Below are 20,308 nucleotides of genomic sequence, written 5' to 3' on the forward strand. Positions count from 1 at the left end.
TATTATTTTAATTAAAATTACATAAAAAATAAATATTAGTTTTGGGTTTTTAATAAAAACAAGCCATATTGAGTTTATTAAGAAAATAAGAATATCAACATTAGCCAAACTGAGATGTAAAATTCAAGTTTTTTAAGAGCAGAAAAAATGTTAGGATGGAGAGCGAAAAATAGTATATTAAGTTATAAAATAGATTCCCCCCTTTGCTTTTGAACTAATCCAATTAATACAAGTAAAAATTTACATTTACTAATGGGTTTATAATATAAATATATTAAGAAAATATATTTAAATAAATAATAAATTTCTATTATTTTTAATAAAAAATTAAGCTAAGATAAATAATAACTTTTTAAGTACTAAAAAATAATTAATTAATTCTTATAAATAAAAAAATAGAAACGTTGATATTTTTGAAAATTACATTAATAAATGGTAAAATATTAATTAAATAAGTGTAATAAATATTGACATATTTATATGAACGGTAGTGTTAACTAACATATGAAAAATTAAATTTGAGAGAATTGGGACTAAATATTCTTTAAACTTAGCAAAGGCCATACGCATAGTAAGGATACAAGGACTTACATCTCTTGTACTGGATACACGATAACCTAGGATGGACTTTTTGAGAGCATCCATGATAAACCAGACATAATACTTGATACCTTTTACTTTAATGTAGGTTTCATCGGCAGCAAGGTAGTTAGAGGGTTTGTAGTTGTAATTATCAACGAATGCTTTAACCAAGGCAGCGGCAGTTTTAGCGTATTTGTTGACCATAACATGAGAGATTTTAACACCGTGAATATCCCAGAGTGCCCGGGAAGTAGCACGTGGTTTACATGCATACTATGCATTATTTACTGTTGCATATGCACTTATAGCTACAAAATGTTAAAAAATAATCTAAATATGTTTATTTATGAAATATATTTATTTATAGAAAAATAAAAAGAGAATGCCGGTTTTTCATTTTTAAGAATATAATTAAGAATAAAACAAACATGACATGGTATAAAAAGTAAAAAAATAAAATAAAACGGAGTGGGAAAAATGATTCAAGATTCTAATATTATAAAACCAGATAAATCTTTGGGATGGTTAGCACCTGCAATTTATTAAATAACATTTTTAATTAGCTTATTATTAATGATATTGACTTTTAGTAATGTAGGTCCTCCTAAGAGCATTGTGCTTAGATATTATATTAGGATAATGATAGGCTTTTTAACAGTAATTACTCTTTATTCTTTTGTTATTATAATAATATTTTTTTCTATGAAATACGTTGTTTTAAATGATAGAGTAATATTAAAATGTGGTTGGTATAAAAAAATTATAATGTTTAGTCAGATAGAAAAAGTTGCAATTGAGAATATAAAAGCAAATTTATTAGCAGATTCATATAGCCCTATAAAATTTCCTGGATATGCTTTGGGTAGAGTATATACTTTTGACAAAGGTCTTGTTTATATGTGTGCAACAAGAGTTAATAAAAAAATATTACTTATTTACCTTAAAAATGAAGAAAAAGTTGGTATAACTCCTAAAAACATAGAAGAATTTAAAGAATTCTTGCTTAAAAAAGCTGCAAGCTTTCAGGAGGAAAAATAAAATGCCTTCTATTTACATTGCAGCTTTTATAACCACTATTTTAGCCTCTATATTTTGGATTGGGTTTATTTATTATTTATTTGAAAAGATTAATATGTTTACATTTAATTATAGAATCTTTTTATTTAAATTGAATAAAAAATAATAGATATATTATATAAATAATTCATTGACTTAGGAAATAAATTATAATAAGATTTCCTTGAAAATACTGAACTATTTGATTTTTTTCGGTATCTCACTTTAAAAAAAGGAGGGCTTTTGATGGACACATCTAAAATTGCAGCTCAACTCTATACAGTTCGAAATTTTGCAAGAACAGAAAATGAGGTATATGAAACATTGAAAAAAATAAAAGAGATTGGTTTTAATGCAGTTCAAATCTCTGGTATTGCAAAGGTTGAGCCAAAAAAATTAAAAAACTTTCTTGATGAATTCGCTTTAGAAGTTTGTGCAACACATATTTCATTTGATGTGCTTAAAAATAATATTAATGATGTTATTAATGAACATCATATATTAGAATGCAAGCATATAGCAGTCCCTTCAATGCCAAATGAATATAAAAATAAGGAAGACTATCTCAAATTTGCTGAAGAACTGAATAAGTTAGGTAAAATTCTTTCTGAAAACTCTATTACATTATCATATCACAATCACAGCTTTGAATTAGAAAAATTTGATGGTATAACAGGGCTTGAAATTATTTATGATAACACGGATCCACAATTTGTAAAAGCTGAAATTGACACCTTCTGGATACAACATGGTGGAGCAAGTGTTTCTATGTGGCTTAAAAAACTAATTGATAGAATGGATATAATTCACTTAAAAGATATGGCAATAAAAAATGGCAAACAAGTTATGAGTGAGATTGGGAATGGGAATTTAAATTGGGAAGAAATTCTTTCTATTTGTAAACAAGCTAATATTGAATGGTACATAATTGAACAAGATGATGATTTTGTTGATCCATTTGAAAGCTTAAAAATAAGTTTAAACTACTTAAAAGCATTAAATATATAGAAAGGAAGATACTATGATAATAACAGACAGAAATTCACTAAAGGATATTGTCTACAAAACAATCAATAATACCGAAATTATTGATATTCATACACATCTTTATGCACCAAGTTTTAAAGGCTTATTATTATGGGGAATTGATGAACTATTAACTTATCATTATCTTATTGCAGAAACATTTAGGCATATTAATATGCCATATAATGAGTTTTGGAATCTATCAAAAAGTAAACAAGCTGAGATTGTATGGGATACATTATTTATAAAAAACTCTCCATATAGCGAAGCTTGTGTTGGTGTGCTTACTACACTTAAAAAACTTGGACTTGATACAAAAAATAAAGATTTACAATATTATAGAAATTTCTTTAGTAAATTAACTGTAAATGAATATGTAGATATAGTTTTAGAAATTTCAAATGTAAAGCAATTAGTTATGACAAATGACCCATTTGATAATATAGAAAGACTAATTTGGCAAAAAAATCCTGAACATGATAAAAGGTTTAAGGCTGCTTTAAGGCTTGATTCACTTCTTAATAACTGGGAAAATATATACATAATATTACAACAATGGGGTTATAATGTAGAAGCTGAATTAACAGAAAGAACTATAAGTGAAATAAAGAAATTTCTATTAGATTGGGTAAAGAGAATGGATGCTCTTTATATGGCTGCATCACTTCCTGATACATTCAATATGCCTGAAAATACAAATAGATCTAGAATAATTGAAGAATGTATTATACCAGTATGTTCTGAGCTTAATATCCCATTTGCAATGATGATAGGCGTTAAAAGATCAGTGAATCCTGAATTGAGATTAGCTGGTGATAGTGTAGGCAAAGCATGTATTAATAGTATTGAATACCTCTGCAGCAAATACCCAAAAAATAAATTTATGGTAACAATGCTTTCAAGAGAAAATCAATATGAATTAAATGTTACAGCCAGAAAATTTAGAAACCTTTTGATATTTGGGTGTTGGTGGTTTTTGAATAATCCAACAACAATCCAAGAAATGACAAGCATGAGACTTGAAATGTTGGGAACAAGTGTTATACCTCAACATTCTGATGCAAGGGTTTTAGACCAATTAATATATAAATGGGAGCATTCAAAGAAAATAATAGCCAATGTTTTATACAATAGATATTCTGATCTCTATGATACAGGCTGGGAGATAACAGAAGAAGATATAAGAAGGGATATAAACAAATTGTTCAGTGATAACTTTACTAATTTTCTTGAATTAAAACTATAAATGCTTGGTGAATTTGTTGTTTGCAGCAAATAGACGTGTGAAGATAAAGGTAATAATTAAATCAGCTAAAAAGGTTTGTATTGTTGCAGACAGTAGTAAGTTTTTAAAAGATGTTTTAGTTTCATTTGGTGAAATAAATATTTCAGATGAGATAATTACAAGTGGAGACTTTATTTAAGACAAAATTGATGAATTTATTAAACTTAGTATAAATTTTGTTAGAGTATGAGGTGTAGCTATGTATAGATTTTTTATTTCTGCTTTTGGTGATGAGATAGCAAATGATTTAGATACACAATTAAGAATTCTTATAGAAAATAATGTTGAATATATTGAGTTTAGAGGAGCAGATGGCAAAGGGGTTGCTAATATAACATTAACTGAAATGCAAGAAATGGCAAAAAGAATATCAGACAAAAATATAAAGGTATCTTGTGTAAGTTCACCTATTGGTAAGATTCCAATAGAAGATGATTTTAACCAACATTTTGATCTTTACAAAAATATAGTAGAGAAAGCACATATTCTAAATACAAAGTATATAAGATTATTTTCTTTCTATGTTCCAGAAGGGGATGAGGATACATATAAAGACATTGTCATAGAAAGATTATCAAAATTTACTGATTATGCTAAATCAGAAGATGTTATAATACTACATGAAAATGAAAAAGGGATTTACGGAAATACCCCAGAAAGATGTCTTAATATTTTAAAAAGTATAAATTCAAAAAACTTGAGAGCTATATTTGATCCTGCAAATTTTGTTCAGTGCAATGTTGAGACATTCCCTCATGCATTTAGTTTGCTAAAAGATTTTATTGAATATATGCATATAAAAGATGCTTTATTTAAAGATGGTTCTGTTGTTCCGGCAGGTTATGGAGATGGTAGAGTAAAGAACATAATTGATGAGCTTAAAAAAATGAACTTTAATGGCTTTCTTTCAATAGAGCCTCATCTTAATAATAACCTTCCGGGTGGTGGGCCCGAGAATTTTAAAAAGGCATTAAGTGCTCTTTTAAATATAATTAAGGAAGGAGAATAATGATGGGTAAGATTAAATTTGGTATTGTAGGGTGTGGTGTTATTTCGGATACTCATGCAAAAGCAATTAGTGAATTGAAAGATGATTTAGAACTTGTTGCTGTATGTGATGTTATAGAAGAAAGAGCAAAAAAACTTGCTGAGAAATATAATGTAAAATACTATTTAGATTATAATGAGATGTTAAAAGATGATGAAATAGATGCTATAAGTGTATGTACACCAAGTGGTATGCATGCCGATATGGCAGAACTGGCAGCTGAACATGGCAAACACGTAATTGTTGAAAAACCGATGGATATCACATTAGAGCAAGCTGATAAGATAGTAAGAGCTCAAGAAGAAAACGATGTTGTAATAGAAGTAATTTTTCAGCACAGATTTAATGATTCTACAATAACAATTAAAAAATTAATAGATGAAGGTAAATTTGGGAAGATTCAATTAGCAACAAGCTATACAAAATGGTATAGAAGCCAAGAATATTATGATAGTGGTGATTGGAGAGGAACATGGGCTTTAGATGGCGGTGGAGCTTTGATGAACCAATCAATACATTATATTGATTTAATGCAGTATTTAGTAGGCCCTGTTGATGAGATATTTGCTTTTTGCAAGACAGGAGCACATGAAAGAATTGAGGTTGAAGATAGTGCTGTTGCATCAGTTAAATTCAAAAATGGAGCGATAGGCGAAATAATTGGAACAACAAGTGCTTATCCAGGTATTGAAACAAAATTAGAGATTTTTGGTCAAAATGCTTCGGTTATTGTTTTGAACAATCAAATTGAAAAGTTATATTTCAAAGATAGTAATATAGATAATGAGATAGGCAATAAAACTCAATCAAATGCTGCATTAGGTGATGCTGCTATAAAACCAGAAGGCCATTTAAGAGAATACATAGATTTTGTAAATGCAGTAAAGAATAAAACCTCACCATTGGTAACTCCAAGAGAAGGAAGAAACGCATTAGAGATAATATTAGCTATCTATTATTCTGCAGTTACTAATAAGCCTATAAAGCTTCCTCTTGCAAGCAGTGTAGAAATAATAGAGGAACTTAAGAAGTTAAAAGGGAAAGGCTTTTAAATAAAATGTATGAGCCTATAAATAAATATTTTATAGTAGGTATTGTTCATTTTGTGGTGTATCCTCAAACAATATGAGGAGGTAAATAAATGTTTAAGGTATTAGTTACAAGAAAAATAATGCAACCAGCTATTGATTTGTTAAATAAATACTGCAATGTTGAAATAAATCCATATGATAGGCCTATGACGAGAACTGAACTTTTAGAAGCAATAAAAGACAAAGATGCTGTTTTAGCACAAATTGTTGATAAGGTTGATAAAGAGTTTTTTGATAATGCTCCTAATGTAAAGATTGTTGCAAATTTTGGTGTTGGTTATGATAATGTTGATTTAGCAGAGGCTACTAAACGTGGGGTATATATAACAAATACACCTGATGTTTTAACAAATGCTACTGCAGAACTTGCATGGGCATTATTATTTGCAGCAGCAAGAAGAATTGTTGAAGCTGATAGGTTTACTCGTGCACAGTCTAAAAATTGGGGGCCAAATTTATTCTTAGGCAAGGGTATCACCGGGAAAACATTAGGTGTAATTGGGGCAGGAAGGATAGGCCAAGCTTTTGCAAGAATGTCAAAGGGATTTAATATGAAGATACTGTATTACAATACAACAAGAAAAGAAGAATTTGAAAAGGAATTAAATGCACAATTTGTAAATCTTGAAACATTATTAAAAGAGTCAGATTTTATATCATTACATGTCCCACTAAATGAGAAAACTAGGCACTTAATCGGTGAAAGGGAATTAAGTATGATGAAAACAACTGCCATATTAATTAATACAGCACGTGGCCCTGTTGTTGATGAAAAAGCACTTGTTAAGGCCTTAAAAGAAAGAAGAATTTTTGCAGCAGGGCTTGATGTATATGAAAAAGAACCTGAATATGAAAAGGAACTTGCAACATTGGATAATGTTGTAATGCTTCCTCACATTGGTTCAGCAACTGAAGAATCGAGAACAGATATGGCACTATTAGCAGCAAGCAACATTGTTGATTTTATAGAAGGAAAGATTCCAAGAACACTTTTAAATAAAGATGTTTTAAAATAGAAAGAGCAGTGAAATGACTGCTCTTTTTTTATGAATATTTTTTTATAATTGGTGAAAGTCTTTTATATAATAAAATTGTTACAATTGAAGCAAAAATGCCTTTGAAGATGTTAAATGGGATTATAGAAAATAGTATTAAAGTCCACTTATCTTTTACCAACGAATTAACCTTTGAAGCAATACCTACAATTGCAGAGATAGGGAACTTTAGAGCTTTTTCGTACAAGGGTAGTAAAACGTAGTAATTTAATAATCCAGCAAAAAGACTAAAGACCAATGTACCTATAATCAACGAAATAAAAGCCCCATATTTTGATTTATTTTTTACATATATAAAGGCTGCAGTATAGACAAAAACAGAGCCTATAAGGAAATTAGCCATTTCACCAATACCAGCTGTTTTTGTCATAAGCAAATGTAATAAATTTTTAATGAGTTCAACTCCAACTCCAGATATAGGCCCAAATGAAAAACCAATAATTAGTGCTACTACATCACTAAAGTCAAATTTTAGAAAATCAGGGAAGATACCAAGAGGGAATTCAATTTGCATTATTATAAAAGATACTACACCAAAGATTGAAACAGTAATCATTTTTCTAAGTTTTTTATTCATCATCTTATACCTCCTAAATAAAAAATTAAAGCCTCGAAGAATCCTTCGAGGCTAATATCCCAATATATATTTACCTTCTCCCATCCGGACTGTGACCGTTGGTTCGGGAATCTCACCCGATCATGCAAGAATACTTGCTCGCGGACTATAACCGCCAGTGGGGAATTGCACCCCGCCCCGAAGGTTCTTTTCACTTTTAAATAATTATACAATATAAATTATTTAAAATCAATAAGCAAATAATCATCATAATATTCAAAGCCTATTGATAAATATGCCTTGTATGCGGGAGTATTATTCTTTCTTACTGATAAAACTGGAATTTTACCTTTAGAAATAATTCTTTTGCAAAGTTCATATACAGTTGCTTTAGCATAACCTTTACCTCTATGGTATAAAGATGTATAAACTCCACCTATCATTGCAATATTTTCAGTTGTAGATTGAATAAATGCTTGAGATACAATCTCATTATTGACAAGTCCAAAAAGAAGCTCTTCATCTCCATTGCATTCATTTATTTTATTTATTGCATATTCCTCTGTAACATCGCTTTCAAATCCAAACTTTTCAGCTTCAATTATAAATGATATAGCCTTTTTGATGTCAATTTCTTTTTGGTTTTTAAATAACAAATCTTTATTATAAAACTCCACTGGATTTTTATTTATAAGATAAAAGCTATCATTAAATTTATCGATCTTCCTATTTATCTGCTCCAAAAGTGGATTTACAATCCTTTTTACACCTAAGAGTGTTTGAAAATTTCTATCATTTAATAATTCAACAAAATATGAAATAGCACCTTGGCTTGTAAAATGAGGGATAACACTGCCTAAATTATAAAAGGCTATAATTCCCTTAAGTTCTTCATTTTCAAAATAACCAAAATAATCTCCACATCTTTTTATATTTTTATTATTATTTATGCCATATAAATTAATATTGCCAATCAAAAATACTGTTTCAATTTCATATTTGTGGCAATAATCAAGAACTAACCCTGTATCACTATTATTTAATAATCGAATCATTAAAAATCCTCCTTACAAAAAATCCCCCAGAATGTTGGGGGATAAATGAAACCAAATATTTAGTTTTAGAGTAGTTAAGCTTTTAGAATATTTTCAATTTCAATTAGTTCTTCGTTTGTAAAGGTTATATTTTCAATTGCCTTAAGATTTTCTTCAATTTGAGATACTCTGCTTGCTCCAATAATAGCAGACGTAACAGTTTCTCTTCTTAATACCCAAGACAATGCAAGTTGTGATATACTTTGCCCTCTGTTTTGTGCAATTTGTGATAATTTCTTGACCTTTTCAATTTTTTCTGGTGTTACATCATTTACTTTAAGATATCCAGTTGGCTTTGCAGCTCTTGAATCTTCTGGAATACCATTTAAGTACTTGGTTGTAAGTAAACCTTGAGCTAATGGAGAAAATACAATAGCTCCCATTCCAAGTTCATCTAATGTGTCTAAAAGACCATCTTCTACCCATCTATTGAACATTGAATAAGAAGGCTGATGAATTAGGCATCTTACTCCCATACTTTTTAATGTTTCATAAGCCCTTTTTGTTTGTTCTGGATTATAATTAGAGATTCCAACATAAAGAGCTTTACCTTGATGTACTGCTTGTGCTAATGCTTCCATAGTTTCTTCAATTGGGGTTTCTGGATCGGGTCTATGATGATAAAAAATATCCACATAATCAAGCCCCATTCTTTTAAGGCTTTGATCTAAACTCGCAATTAAGTATTTTTTAGAACCCCAATCACCATATGGCCCTGGCCACATATAATAGCCAGCTTTTGTAGAAATTACTATTTCATCTCTATATGATTTTAAATCCTGTTTAAATATCTTTCCAAAGTTTTCTTCTGCTGATCCTGGTGGTGGCCCATAATTGTTTGCCAAATCAAAATGTGTAATTCCAAGATCAAAGGCACGTCTTACCATTGTTCTCATATTCTCATAATTATCAACATATCCAAAGTTATGCCAAAATCCAAGTGATATTAATGGCAATTTAAGTCCACTTTTTCCGCATCTACGATAAACCATATTATTATAACGGTTGTCAGATGGGGTAAAACTCATATAAATCATTCCTTTCATATTGGAAATAAAGGATTTTAAAATATTGTATAACTAATTTTCTAATAATGCAATATAGCAAAAATATAAAACTATATTACACTACTATACCATCTTGTGGGCCTTTTTCTATATTATTTTCCCATTTATGTTTTTTAAGTTTATAATAAAAGGCAAATTGAAAAGGGATAAAAAGAAAACTTACAACAATAGTGATAATTGAACTTATAATTTCATTATTCATTGATATTAAAGATATTGGAAGAAAGATTATAAAAAGTATTAAATTATATGCAAATATAGAACCTCGATATCCTCTTGTTAATTCAGCACTTTTTCTCAAAGACTCAATTGGTGAAGTATTGTAGTCAGCAGCAATATATATTGAAAAACCAAATATTAATGCAAAATATATACCTGGTATAACAAAGAGAAACATACCAACTAAAATGATTAAAATAAATAGAATTAAAAGAAGTATAAATCTAAATACTCTCTTAATATCAATTTCTTTTAATGTATCAAAATAAAACTTAATACTCATCTTTGCTTCAAATGAATTAATGATAAATTTATATGCTGGTATGCTTATATACGAAGTTATAATCATAACGTAAACATAATATAGAAACAGAAATACAATTACTAATATATTAGATGTAGTAGTGCTACCTGATATAAAGAAATTTTTTATAGGTGGAAATAAGAAGAATGCTAAAATCATTGGAAGAGCGGCAAATATAAACATAAAAAAAATCATAATTAGATAGATTGCAAAATATATTGTGAAATTCATCTTTAATGCTTGAAAAGCAGTTCTAAAAACATCTCCTATTGTTAATCCATTAGTCATGAAAAACCTCCTCTGAATATTTGTATCTTTTAGTATTCTTACAGAAATCAGTTATAAAGTCAACATTTATTAAACTGGTCTTATACATCCAAAGCCTTGAGAGTTTTTACTTCCAAGTCCAGTATCAAAAGCTAATTTTACAAGGCTTTCATCTCCACTAATTTCAAATTTTCCAGACCAACCTTTAATTACAGTCTCTTTGTATTTTACTATGTTTTCTTTTAATTTATAATTATCTAAAGGGCTTATACTAAATGAGCCATTGTAATTATTATTTCCAGATAACGCAATATATTTTCTTATAAGATTTTCTTTAATACTTTTTTCAAATTCTTCTTCAAATGGATTAAAGTAATATGTCTTTTTTGAAGATGCAATATTTAGTGTTTTATAAGCAACAATAGGTGATAAAGACTCTATAACCATTTTACTTCTTATATCGATTTTTTCAATGCTTACTTCTTTAACCTCAAGCTTCTGAGCATTGATTATAACAGAATCTTTAGAAATAATATTATTTAATACATATTCCAAAAATCTATCATCTATAGAACAAAGAGTAAGATACACATTATTATAATAGAAAATGACCTTTTTTTCTGTATCAATAGTAAATTTACCATATAATCTTGAAAAAGTATACATTTTATAATGCCTGTTTTGATAACTCCATCCTATGTCATGTATGTATCTACTATATACTTCATCATTAATCCAGTTAAGTATTGTGGCATGTAAGATATGATTATAGTGTATAGGAAGAGAAAGTTGATTATTAGGTATAGTTAAGTTTATTTTTAACCTCATAATGTATGTCACCTTTATTTTCAAGAATATTAAATAATATTCATTATAAAGCAAAAAAAACTTAATTGCAATCTTGTAAAAAGTTATATAAACTAAGAATATAATATGGTTGGAGGTGAAATAATATTTGGCTAAAAAAGTTGGAACTATTTCAAGTGGTTTATTTTTATTAATACTTGGTGTTATTTTATTCTTAGATATTTTTTTAAATTTACCTTTTCAAGCATACAAAATATGGCCTATATTAATTATTTTTCTTGGGATTGAGATTATTATTTCTAAAGCTGATAATTTTACTAATTTACGCTTTAATTTACCAGCTATAATAGTAGCATTTTTATTTGTTTTTTTATCTTATTTATATTATTTTTCAAATTCTTTTATATCAGATTTAAAGAATTGGTTTTGGCCAAACAATAGTAATATTGAATGGAATCAAGAATATACCCCTTCAAAACCTGTAGCTATAACCGAAGATATTAAATCAATTTCTGTTAATGTAGATTCTTCATCAATAATTATATCAAGAACATCAAATGATACAATATTAATTAGTAAATCAAGTAACATTTCAAATGACAAATATTTTAAAGTTTCAGTTGAAGATAAAACACTAAATATAAGTCAGTTTAAGAATATACCAAAAGAAATTCAAAAAAATTCAAAATTGATTATATATCTACCACAAAACTATAAGTTGGATGATATAGATGTAAAAACTAATTTAGGTTCAATTGAGATTAAAGGTATTATTTCAAATAATATTAACTTAGTAACCAATTTAGGGCAAGTTAAAGTTATTGACACGAAAGGTAATAAAATAGATATATCTACTGACATGGGTGCAATAAATATTAACAATTGTTCCATACAGAATGTTTTAAAAGCTCATACCAATATGGGTAGTATAGATTTGTATGGAGATGTAGATAATTCACGAATTATTGCTAAAACAAATTTGGGAAGTGTGAAACTCTCAAAGAGTTCAGGATATTTCAAAGGGAAAACTATCGAAAAAGTCTTCGGTAATGGACTGTTAGAAATTAATTTGTCAACAGATATGGGCAGCATTTCAATAAAAGATAAATGATAAGGTGGTGAATTTAATGTACGATAAACCAAGCATGCCTATTACAATTATATTATCAATTATTTGTCCAGGAGCTGGCCATTTATATTTAGGGCTTAAAAGAAGAGGTACTCAAATAATTCTTTTGTATTTTTTATTGCATTTTTTGAATTCTGCTTCATACACCTTTGTTTTTGATAGTTTAATAAAGCTTGGAATTTTAGCTACAATTGTTATTTTCACATTAGAAGCTATTAGATTCAATAAGTTATTAATATTAGGAATAAATATTGATGATTTGCCCTTTATTAAATTAAAAATATTAGAGCCAACAACAAAAAATATTGGTATCCTTTTAGTTATCGTAGGATCACTACTTTTAATTGATTCTATTCTTAGCCTTTCATTTTTTGAACAATATAGAGAAATTTTTGAGAGTATCATTAAAAAAGCTTTATTTCCACTTATATTAATAATTGGAGGCATTTATTTGATAATAAATAAGGAAGAGTAAAAAATACATAAAAGAGGGTAAAAACCCTCTTTTAAAATGCAAAATTCTCAGTTGGAACTGGAACCTTTGATAAAATATCTTGTATGACATCGTATGTTTTTGTACTTTTTACAACATACTGACCTTTTAAAATTATTCTATGAGATATAACGTATGGAGCTAAGTATTTAATAAAATCAGGCATGACATAATCATATCCTTTAATTGCAGCATAGCTTTGACATATCCTCATAAATGAAATAATAGATCGATTGCTTAACGGAAGTTCTATCATTTCATGTTTTCGAGTTTGTTCACATATTTCATATAAATAATTAAGGATATCATCATTGACATAAATATTTCTAACTTGGTTTCTTATTTTTTGTATTTCAGACCTTTCTAATACCTTGTTTATTTTATCAAGAGGATTTTCAACTTTGAATTTTCTTAACATTTCAATTGTTTGATTTTTATCAGTATAGCCAAGGGATAATTTTATTAAAAATCTATCAAGTTGAGCTTCTGGTAAAGGATATGTTCCTTGTATTTCAATTGGATTTTGTGTCGCAATAACAAAAAATGGTTGATTAAGTTCATGAGATACACCATCAATTGTAACTTGATTTTCTTCCATACATTCAAGAAGGCTTGATTGAGTTCTTGGAGTTGCTCTATTTATTTCATCTGCAAGAATTATATTTGAAAATATTGGGCCAGGTTTGAATTCAAACTCTTGTTTTTTCATGTTATAATAGTTAATACCTGTTAAATCAGAAGGCAATAAATCAGGAGTAAACTGTATTCTTTTGAATTGAACATCAATTGATTTTGCTAAAGCTTTTGCAAGCATTGTTTTTCCAGTTCCAGGAACATCCTCTATTAAGACATGACCACCAGCAAAAAAAGCAGCAATAATTAATTCAATTTCACTATTTTTACCAACAATTACTTTTGAGATATTTTCAACAAGCTCTAAGGCTTTTTGATAAATTGAGTTCATATAATTAACACCTTTCTTATTAATATAATTATTAAAATCATATATTATAATTATAACACAATAGTACCAATATTAAGCTCAAATAACAAACATTTATACAAATTATACATATCAATAACATTATTTTCATTTGACTTTTATTTAATAATTTTTTACAATAGGATTGTAACATATTTGAAATATTATTGTAATAAAATATTAACATAGGGTAATTATATTACCCTTTTTGTTTTTTGGGGGTGAGAGTTTGGCGAATAAAACAAAATCTTCAAGTTCAACTAAGACAGCCACAATAAAGAATGAACAAAGTGCAAAATTTATACCAAATAAAAGTAATACCACTAATGTTAGTGTTAAAGAAAAAAGAGAACTTTCAATTGATAAAATTGATGAAAACAGAAAAATTATTCACGATAAAAATAGTAAGGATATTATAAAAAAACCATCAGATAAGATTGTAAAAGAATTATTCAACATAAATGATACCAAAAAAAATAAAAATCTTTCTAAAAAGAAGGATGCATTAAATGTAATAAAAGAAATGCAAAAAATAAATTCAAATATAAATACTAAAAAAGCATTACCACCCAAGACTAAAAAAAGTTTTCAATTAATATTTGAAAATACATATAGGTATTTTGTAGGTATAAAAGAGTTCTGCGAAAATGAAAGAGAAAAGATTTTAAAGATAAAGATATTTTCAACATTAGTTTTATTATTAACAACCTTATTAATTATTTCGAAAGTTTCTTCCAATATATATCCTGATATTCATCTAAACAGTCCAGTTGCCATAGCAGTTGGTGGAAAAACTATAGGAGTTATTGAAAATCAAAAGGAAGCTAAAAATATACTTTACGAGATTTATCAGGATATCTATAGAAAATATGGTGTTGATAGCTATAAATTTGCAAATACAATACAATTTAAAGAGGTAACAGGAGATTATTCTATTTCAGACAAAGAGCAAATAAAAAATAAAATACTTGAAAATGGTAAACCACTTATAAAAAGATTTGTTATAACAATTAACAACAAAGCATATTTTGCATTTGATAATATTGATACACCTAAGAAGATTTTGGTGGATTTAAAAAAGCTTTATTATAAGAACAATGCTGATAAAGCTACCTTTTTAGAAAATGTAGAAATAAAAGAAGCCTTTATATCACCAGATGTGAAAATTACTGATGAGAAAACAGCTTTAGAAAAGATACGCTTTGGCAAGGACAAAATATTGGAATATGAAATAAAAGAAGGGGATACCCTATGGGATTTATCAAGAAAATATGATGTCTCGGTTGATGATATATTTGCCTCTAATCCTGGACTTTCAGAAAATATTAAACCAGGGCAAAAAATAAAGCTAACAAAAGCAAGCCCGATGATAAATGTTGTATATGAAAAGACAATAAACTATGAAGATACACTACCTAAGCCTGTAAAGGTGGTAAAGACAAGTTCTATGTATACTACTCAAAGTGTTGTAAAACAAGAAGGCAAAGATGGAAAGGCAAAGATAGAGGCAAAAATTGTACTACTTAACGGACTCGAATATGATAGAAAGATTTTAAAACAAGAAATTATACAAAAACCTGTTGAAAGAGTGTTATATGTTGGTACAAAAAAACCACCTCTTTATATGGCTACAGGACGTTTTTCATATCCACTATGGGGAACCTTATCTTCAAGGTTTGGCTATAGAGGCAGAGAGTTTCATGAGGGCATTGACCTTGCAGTTCCATGGGGGACAAGTGTGTATGCTTCTGATGGTGGTGTAATAGAATTTACAGGTTGGTCAGGTGGATATGGGAAGCTTATTATAATAAATCATAAGAATGGATATCAAACATACTATGGACATTTAAGCAGCATATACGTTACTCCAGGTCAAAAGGTTGTAAAAGGGCAAATTATAGGAAAGTCTGGCTCAACAGGGAGAAGTACAGGCCCTCATCTACATTTTGAAGTTAGAAAGAATGGAGTTCCACAAAATCCATTAAGATATTTACAATGAGAATAAAAGCTCTCAAATTGAAATGAGAGCTTTTTTCTTTTATAATCGAAATTATAACACAAATTATAAAAGGGAGGGCATATGTTAATATTATTAAATGCTTTTGAAGGAATATTTGTTATAGCGGTTATTGTTGTTGTAGGAATTATTCTTGCAAAGATGAATGTTTTTAAAGAAGAGCATCTTGATTTATTATCTTTTCTTGTAAATAATGTATCCTTTCCTGCATATATGGTTGTAAATATTTCAAAAACCTTTACCAAAAAAGAAATATTAAATCTATCAAAAGGACTAATAGTACCTGCTTGTGCAATGATTATTTCTTTATTAATTGGAATATTATTTACAAAAGCAGCTAATATAGATAATAAAAAAAGAGGTGTTTTTGTTACTATATTCAGCCTATCAAATACAATATTTGTTGGTTTACCTGTCTGTAAAGCATTATTTGGAGACAAAGCAGTAACATATGTTTTATTATATTATCTGGCAAATACTACAATATTTTGGACCATTGGAGTAAATAGAATTATAAATTCAATTGAAGAAAATCAAAATTACAGTAATAATATATTAAAAAGGATTTTAACACCTCCACTATATTCTTTTATCATTGGGATTGTATTAGTTATGCTTGATATAAGATTACCAGATTTTATTTCAAGATGTTTAAATTATTTAGGTGATATGACCACTCCTCTTTCGATGTTTTTTATTGGTATTGTAATAAATTCTATGGGTATAAAGAATTTTAAATTAAATAAGGATAATTTATTAGTTTTATTAGGGAGATTCTTGATAACTCCGTTAATTACATTTTTATTGTTAAAACTCATTTATCTTCCAATTGATATGAAAAAAGTCTTTTTTGTAATGTCTGTAATGCCTGCAATGGTTCAAACTGCAATTGTATCAAAAAAGTATGGTGCAGACTATCAATTTGCTACATCAATTATAACAATTACAACAATTTTAAGTATGATTATAATTCCCATTTATAGATTATTGTCTGAAATTTTATTTTAAAAACAATATAAAATTATAATATAAAGGTTTGGAGGAGTTTGAAATGAAAAATAGAATATTAACATCAGTTACATTGATTATTTTAGGTTTTATTCTATTGGGAATTAATTTTGATTTTTTATCAAAAAAATATACAACACTTTTGTTTGGGTTAATATTTATAGCTATTTTTGGACTGTTTAATAAAAGATTTTGGTTTTTACTTCTTGTTGGAAACATTATAATCTCATATGGTATAAGGCAAATAACCTTAGATTATATTAATATCAATTATAATAATTCTTTGTTTTTATTTCTGTTAGGTGTTTCTTTTTTGATTAGCAGTTTTGTATCTTCATCAATCAGTCAAAAAAATAAAAAACTATCAAAAAATTGGTTGTTTTATATTGCTATTTTGTTTTTTGCTATAGCAACGTTTTTAGTGATTAATAATTTAATTGATATAAATAGTGAAATGCTTATAAAATCAATATTTCCGATTATTATTATTTTAGTTGGGGTAATAATGATATTAAGAAGTATTGTTAACTTTAAAAAAACATAATGACAGGAGAGAGTTAATATTATGAAAAGAAAGATAGTATTTAGCTTGATATTAGGAGTTTTGCTTGCATTAATTATATGTGCAGCAATATTTATTACGTTTTATAACAAAAGCAAAGTAAAACCAACTCTACCTAATAAGCAACCCATAACTCAACAAGAGCAAATAGACAAAAAAGAGCAAACTAATAACAAAATTACACAAATAAAAAAAGAAATCTATACAGCATATGGAAGATTTGTTGGATTAGTTGATGCACATTCTGCTGAATTTACTCTTATAAATACTAAATTTGACTATTCTGTTTTTGAAATTTCAGATAAAATTATAAATAATAAAAGCCTTTCGGAAGGTATACTTGTTGAAATTTCTTTTTACAAGAATGAGAATGGTGGGAATCCGATAATTTCAGATTTAAAATTGCCTGAATCTATTTCACTTCAAGGTATTTTTGTTGGGCAAGCAGATAATAATTTTTCGGAGTTTATTTTTGATAATAAGCATGTTGTTCTTCAAATCCCAGAAAATATACAAGAAAAAATAGCAAATCTTAATACAAATTCAAAAGTTTTATGCACAATAACAAATAATAGTCAAAATCCAAAAGCTAATCTAATTCTTAATGATATTAAATATTGACAATTATATAATAAAACAAAAACATTAAATGTCAACTTAATTTCACTAATAATGTAAAATATATTTTCTTTTATTATCCTTTTTTTAATTTAAAAAATAAATATTATTAATAAATCTAAAATTGTCTTAAAAAAATGTAAAGTCAAAATTGTCGGGTATAAGATGTCAAAATTAAGGGGTATATTATAGTTTAATTATACAATATTATTGACTATAAGAAAGCTATTTTGTAAAGAATATCATATCAATTTGCATAACTAATTTTTATAAAATGTTTTATAGCCGTATTTATTATGTAATTCTTTTAATCACATTACTTCAATTCATAGAAATATAAAGGAGGTGGGGGTTAGATAAAATTTAAAACAAAATGTAAAATAAAGTTACACTAATTTAAAGTATAATGTAAAATTCTCAAAGCGTTTTGTTTAGTTTTTATTCTTTTATCCTACATAAATAACCATTTATTTTTTATTTAACTTTAAGTAACATGTTTGAAGTTATTATTTTAAATGGGTAAAAATTAAATATTTTTATAATCTATTAAATTTAAGGAGGTTATATTATGCATTTGAAAAAAAGACTTTTGATTATGGTTGTTGTTATTGCTTTAGCGTCATTTTTAACTGTTAATGTATTTTCAGCAACAGTTATGACACAGTCAGATCTTAAATTTGACCCAAATAAATATAAGGGCAAAGAAATTACTGTATGGCAATGGTGGCCAGAAGGGACAACATCAGATATTAAAGAGTTACCTACACCAAAGCAAGCACGCGAAAATTTTGAAAAATTAACAGGTGCAAAAGTAAAAATAGTTTATGTTACTTGGAACGATTATCAAAGCAAACTAATACCAACAATTATGGCTGGTAAAGGTGCTGACATAATTTGGGGTGGAGATGACTATAAACCAACTTGGATGTACAAAAAATTATTAATGCCACTTGATAAATATATAAACTTCAAAGATAAAAAGTTTATGGCAAGTGTTACATGGGATAAACTTGTTTTAGATACAATGACTTGGAAGAACCAACATTATGCTGTAGGTTCTGCTGGACTTCTTAGAAACAGACTTTATTATAATAAAGAAATGTTTGAGTTAAATGGTCTTGAAGATCCATTAGAGCTTTACAAAAAAGGTAAATGGACATGGCAAAAATTCTGGCAATTAGGCCAAGAATTAACTCAAGATACAAATGGCGATGGCAAGATTGATGTATGGGGTTATATCTCCTGGTGGAGAGACCAATGGTTAACATCAAACGGTGTTGAAATTGTAAAATATGTTGGTGGAAAACCAAAACTAATACTTGATAGTCCAAAAGCAGTTAGAGCTTTCCAAGCTGCAAGTGATACAATTAATAAATATAAGATAGAACCAACTGTATGGTGGGATCCAGATCCACAACAACAATTCCTAAATGGAAAATCAGCTATGGACTACTGGGGAGACTGGGATATGGCAAGCTTTAGAGATAAGATGGGTAAAAAACTTGGTGTTGTTCCATTCCCTAAAGGTCCAGATCTAGTTGGTAAGAAGGCTGCTGATACAGCAAACTTAACAGTACAAATGATGGCTTCATCATGTAAATATCCAGAACTTGCTGGTTGGTATTTAATGTATAATGGCCTCAGAAATAGAGCAGATGAAGATTCATTGTGGGAAAAATATTATGAAGGACTATATGGTGGAAAAGCAATATACAATGTAATAAAAGATGCATCTAAATATCAATCAACCTACCCAACAGCAGGTCTTGGTAGTGATGTTTCCAACTTAATAAATAATATTTGGAACTCAAGCAATCCTGCAAAAGAAATAAAAGCACAAGCACCAAAGATTCAAGCTGCTTTAGATAAATTATTTAAATAATAAGTAGAAAGTTTAATAAAAACAAGCACTATGCTCAAGCTGAGTATAGTGCTTGTATATTAAAAAAAACATAAATAAAAATTTGTAATGCTTGCAGTTAAAAAATCTACATACAAACAGAGTATGTAAGCTTTAAATTTCATTGTTGGAGGGTTTTACA

Annotated in this window: 21 protein-coding genes and 1 riboswitch; of the genes, 14 read left to right on the forward strand and 7 right to left on the reverse strand. The window is 27.8% G+C overall.

What is annotated here, in order from left to right; translation table 11 throughout:
• Positions 1 to 447: 447 nt before the first annotated feature.
• Complete coding sequence (locus ACAG39_04415; protein ID MEZ0536483.1) at positions 448 to 786, reverse strand: DDE-type integrase/transposase/recombinase; 339 nt, start codon at positions 784 to 786, stop codon at positions 448 to 450.
• A gap of 498 nt (positions 787 to 1,284) precedes the next feature.
• Between ACAG39_04415 and ACAG39_04420 the strand changes: the two genes are divergently transcribed.
• From ACAG39_04420 to ACAG39_04450, 7 genes are all read left to right on the forward strand, one after another.
• Positions 1,285 to 1,620: a PH domain-containing protein gene (locus tag ACAG39_04420; protein ID MEZ0536484.1), complete on the forward strand. Its 336-nt coding sequence runs from the start codon at positions 1,285 to 1,287 to the stop codon at positions 1,618 to 1,620.
• Positions 1,621 to 1,884: 264 nt separating this feature from the next.
• Positions 1,885 to 2,646, forward strand: a complete 762-nt coding sequence (locus ACAG39_04425) for a sugar phosphate isomerase/epimerase family protein (GenBank protein ID MEZ0536485.1) — start codon at positions 1,885 to 1,887, stop codon at positions 2,644 to 2,646.
• Positions 2,647 to 2,659: 13 nt separating this feature from the next.
• On the forward strand, positions 2,660 to 3,910 hold the full coding sequence (locus ACAG39_04430) for a glucuronate isomerase (protein MEZ0536486.1): 1,251 nt from the start codon (positions 2,660 to 2,662) through the stop codon (positions 3,908 to 3,910).
• A 16-nt stretch (positions 3,911 to 3,926) separates the two neighbouring features.
• The gene (locus tag ACAG39_04435) at positions 3,927 to 4,088 is read left to right on the forward strand and encodes a hypothetical protein (protein ID MEZ0536487.1); all 162 of its coding nucleotides are present in this window, start codon (positions 3,927 to 3,929) and stop codon (positions 4,086 to 4,088) included.
• A 60-nt stretch (positions 4,089 to 4,148) separates the two neighbouring features.
• Positions 4,149 to 4,958 carry a sugar phosphate isomerase/epimerase family protein gene (locus tag ACAG39_04440; protein MEZ0536488.1) on the forward strand — a complete coding sequence of 270 codons (810 nt, stop codon included), beginning with the start codon at positions 4,149 to 4,151 and terminating at the stop codon, positions 4,956 to 4,958.
• The gene (locus ACAG39_04445) at positions 4,958 to 6,049 is read left to right on the forward strand and encodes a Gfo/Idh/MocA family protein (GenBank protein ID MEZ0536489.1); all 1,092 of its coding nucleotides are present in this window, start codon (positions 4,958 to 4,960) and stop codon (positions 6,047 to 6,049) included. The genes ACAG39_04440 and ACAG39_04445 overlap by 1 nt, the downstream gene beginning before the upstream one ends.
• A gap of 89 nt (positions 6,050 to 6,138) precedes the next feature.
• Positions 6,139 to 7,104 (forward strand): 2-hydroxyacid dehydrogenase, encoded by a 966-nt coding sequence (locus ACAG39_04450; GenBank protein ID MEZ0536490.1) that lies wholly within the window; start codon positions 6,139 to 6,141, stop codon positions 7,102 to 7,104.
• Between the two features lie 28 nt (positions 7,105 to 7,132).
• On the opposite strand, the gene ACAG39_04455 is transcribed toward ACAG39_04450, so the two are convergent.
• The 5 genes from ACAG39_04455 to cas6 form a co-directional block, all read right to left on the reverse strand.
• On the reverse strand, positions 7,133 to 7,723 hold the full coding sequence (locus ACAG39_04455) for an ECF transporter S component (protein MEZ0536491.1): 591 nt from the start codon (positions 7,721 to 7,723) through the stop codon (positions 7,133 to 7,135).
• Between the two features lie 65 nt (positions 7,724 to 7,788).
• Positions 7,789 to 7,909: riboswitch (FMN riboswitch) on the reverse strand.
• 29 nt (positions 7,910 to 7,938) lie between these two features.
• Entirely contained in the window at positions 7,939 to 8,754 is an 816-nt protein-coding gene (locus ACAG39_04460; protein MEZ0536492.1) for a GNAT family N-acetyltransferase, read from the reverse strand.
• 74 nt (positions 8,755 to 8,828) lie between these two features.
• A complete protein-coding gene (mgrA, locus tag ACAG39_04465; protein MEZ0536493.1) occupies positions 8,829 to 9,821 on the reverse strand; it encodes an L-glyceraldehyde 3-phosphate reductase in 993 nt (330 codons plus the stop codon).
• A gap of 94 nt (positions 9,822 to 9,915) precedes the next feature.
• Positions 9,916 to 10,671: a hypothetical protein gene (locus ACAG39_04470; GenBank protein MEZ0536494.1), complete on the reverse strand. Its 756-nt coding sequence runs from the start codon at positions 10,669 to 10,671 to the stop codon at positions 9,916 to 9,918.
• Positions 10,672 to 10,740: 69 nt separating this feature from the next.
• Entirely contained in the window at positions 10,741 to 11,478 is a 738-nt protein-coding gene (gene cas6 / locus ACAG39_04475) for a CRISPR-associated endoribonuclease Cas6 (GenBank protein ID MEZ0536495.1), read from the reverse strand.
• A gap of 127 nt (positions 11,479 to 11,605) precedes the next feature.
• Here cas6 and ACAG39_04480 point away from each other — a divergent pair, with 127 nt between their 5' ends.
• Positions 11,606 to 12,568, forward strand: coding sequence for a DUF4097 family beta strand repeat-containing protein (locus tag ACAG39_04480; protein ID MEZ0536496.1), 963 nt, complete (start codon positions 11,606 to 11,608; stop codon positions 12,566 to 12,568).
• Positions 12,569 to 12,584: 16 nt separating this feature from the next.
• Entirely contained in the window at positions 12,585 to 13,061 is a 477-nt protein-coding gene (locus tag ACAG39_04485; GenBank protein MEZ0536497.1) for a hypothetical protein, read from the forward strand.
• Between the two features lie 31 nt (positions 13,062 to 13,092).
• Here ACAG39_04485 and ACAG39_04490 read toward each other — a convergent pair whose 3' ends face one another.
• Positions 13,093 to 14,043: an AAA family ATPase gene (locus ACAG39_04490; protein ID MEZ0536498.1), complete on the reverse strand. Its 951-nt coding sequence runs from the start codon at positions 14,041 to 14,043 to the stop codon at positions 13,093 to 13,095.
• A gap of 247 nt (positions 14,044 to 14,290) precedes the next feature.
• Between ACAG39_04490 and ACAG39_04495 the strand changes: the two genes are divergently transcribed.
• The 5 genes from ACAG39_04495 to ACAG39_04515 all read left to right on the forward strand — a co-directional run bounded on the left by ACAG39_04495 (position 14,291) and on the right by ACAG39_04515 (position 20,148).
• The gene (locus ACAG39_04495) at positions 14,291 to 16,060 is read left to right on the forward strand and encodes a peptidoglycan DD-metalloendopeptidase family protein (protein ID MEZ0536499.1); all 1,770 of its coding nucleotides are present in this window, start codon (positions 14,291 to 14,293) and stop codon (positions 16,058 to 16,060) included.
• An 81-nt stretch (positions 16,061 to 16,141) separates the two neighbouring features.
• Complete coding sequence (locus ACAG39_04500; GenBank protein ID MEZ0536500.1) at positions 16,142 to 17,086, forward strand: AEC family transporter; 945 nt, start codon at positions 16,142 to 16,144, stop codon at positions 17,084 to 17,086.
• A gap of 43 nt (positions 17,087 to 17,129) precedes the next feature.
• Positions 17,130 to 17,630, forward strand: coding sequence for a hypothetical protein (locus tag ACAG39_04505; GenBank protein MEZ0536501.1), 501 nt, complete (start codon positions 17,130 to 17,132; stop codon positions 17,628 to 17,630).
• Positions 17,631 to 17,651: 21 nt separating this feature from the next.
• A complete protein-coding gene (locus tag ACAG39_04510; GenBank protein ID MEZ0536502.1) occupies positions 17,652 to 18,269 on the forward strand; it encodes a hypothetical protein in 618 nt (205 codons plus the stop codon).
• A gap of 565 nt (positions 18,270 to 18,834) precedes the next feature.
• Positions 18,835 to 20,148 (forward strand): ABC transporter substrate-binding protein, encoded by a 1,314-nt coding sequence (locus tag ACAG39_04515; GenBank protein MEZ0536503.1) that lies wholly within the window; start codon positions 18,835 to 18,837, stop codon positions 20,146 to 20,148.
• Positions 20,149 to 20,308 lie beyond the last annotated feature (160 nt).

It is taken from the genome of Caldicellulosiruptoraceae bacterium PP1 (assembly GCA_041320695.1).
Lineage (GTDB): Bacteria > Bacillota > Thermoanaerobacteria > Caldicellulosiruptorales > Caldicellulosiruptoraceae > JBGGOQ01.

Bases quoted from the DNA above. Each gene is read 5' to 3' on its own strand.
- ACAG39_04515 (MEZ0536503.1), top strand. From the start codon at position 18,835: ATGCATTTGAAAAAAAGACTTTTGATTATGGTTGTTGTTATTGCTTTA.
- ACAG39_04450 (MEZ0536490.1), top strand. From the start codon at position 6,139: ATGTTTAAGGTATTAGTTACAAGAAAAATAATGCAACCAGCTATTGAT.
- ACAG39_04415 (MEZ0536483.1), bottom strand. From the start codon at position 786: ATGGTCAACAAATACGCTAAAACTGCCGCTGCCTTGGTTAAAGCATTC.
- ACAG39_04440 (MEZ0536488.1), top strand. From the start codon at position 4,149: ATGTATAGATTTTTTATTTCTGCTTTTGGTGATGAGATAGCAAATGAT.
- ACAG39_04490 (MEZ0536498.1), bottom strand. From the start codon at position 14,043: ATGAACTCAATTTATCAAAAAGCCTTAGAGCTTGTTGAAAATATCTCA.
- ACAG39_04485 (MEZ0536497.1), top strand. From the start codon at position 12,585: ATGTACGATAAACCAAGCATGCCTATTACAATTATATTATCAATTATT.
- ACAG39_04460 (MEZ0536492.1), bottom strand. From the start codon at position 8,754: ATGATTCGATTATTAAATAATAGTGATACAGGGTTAGTTCTTGATTAT.
- ACAG39_04445 (MEZ0536489.1), top strand. From the start codon at position 4,958: ATGATGGGTAAGATTAAATTTGGTATTGTAGGGTGTGGTGTTATTTCG.
- ACAG39_04430 (MEZ0536486.1), top strand. From the start codon at position 2,660: ATGATAATAACAGACAGAAATTCACTAAAGGATATTGTCTACAAAACA.
- cas6 (MEZ0536495.1), bottom strand. From the start codon at position 11,478: ATGAGGTTAAAAATAAACTTAACTATACCTAATAATCAACTTTCTCTT.
- ACAG39_04420 (MEZ0536484.1), top strand. From the start codon at position 1,285: ATGAAATACGTTGTTTTAAATGATAGAGTAATATTAAAATGTGGTTGG.
- ACAG39_04455 (MEZ0536491.1), bottom strand. From the start codon at position 7,723: ATGATGAATAAAAAACTTAGAAAAATGATTACTGTTTCAATCTTTGGT.
- ACAG39_04505 (MEZ0536501.1), top strand. From the start codon at position 17,130: ATGAAAAATAGAATATTAACATCAGTTACATTGATTATTTTAGGTTTT.
- ACAG39_04425 (MEZ0536485.1), top strand. From the start codon at position 1,885: ATGGACACATCTAAAATTGCAGCTCAACTCTATACAGTTCGAAATTTT.
- ACAG39_04500 (MEZ0536500.1), top strand. From the start codon at position 16,142: ATGTTAATATTATTAAATGCTTTTGAAGGAATATTTGTTATAGCGGTT.
- mgrA (MEZ0536493.1), bottom strand. From the start codon at position 9,821: ATGAGTTTTACCCCATCTGACAACCGTTATAATAATATGGTTTATCGT.
- ACAG39_04470 (MEZ0536494.1), bottom strand. From the start codon at position 10,671: ATGACTAATGGATTAACAATAGGAGATGTTTTTAGAACTGCTTTTCAA.
- ACAG39_04510 (MEZ0536502.1), top strand. From the start codon at position 17,652: ATGAAAAGAAAGATAGTATTTAGCTTGATATTAGGAGTTTTGCTTGCA.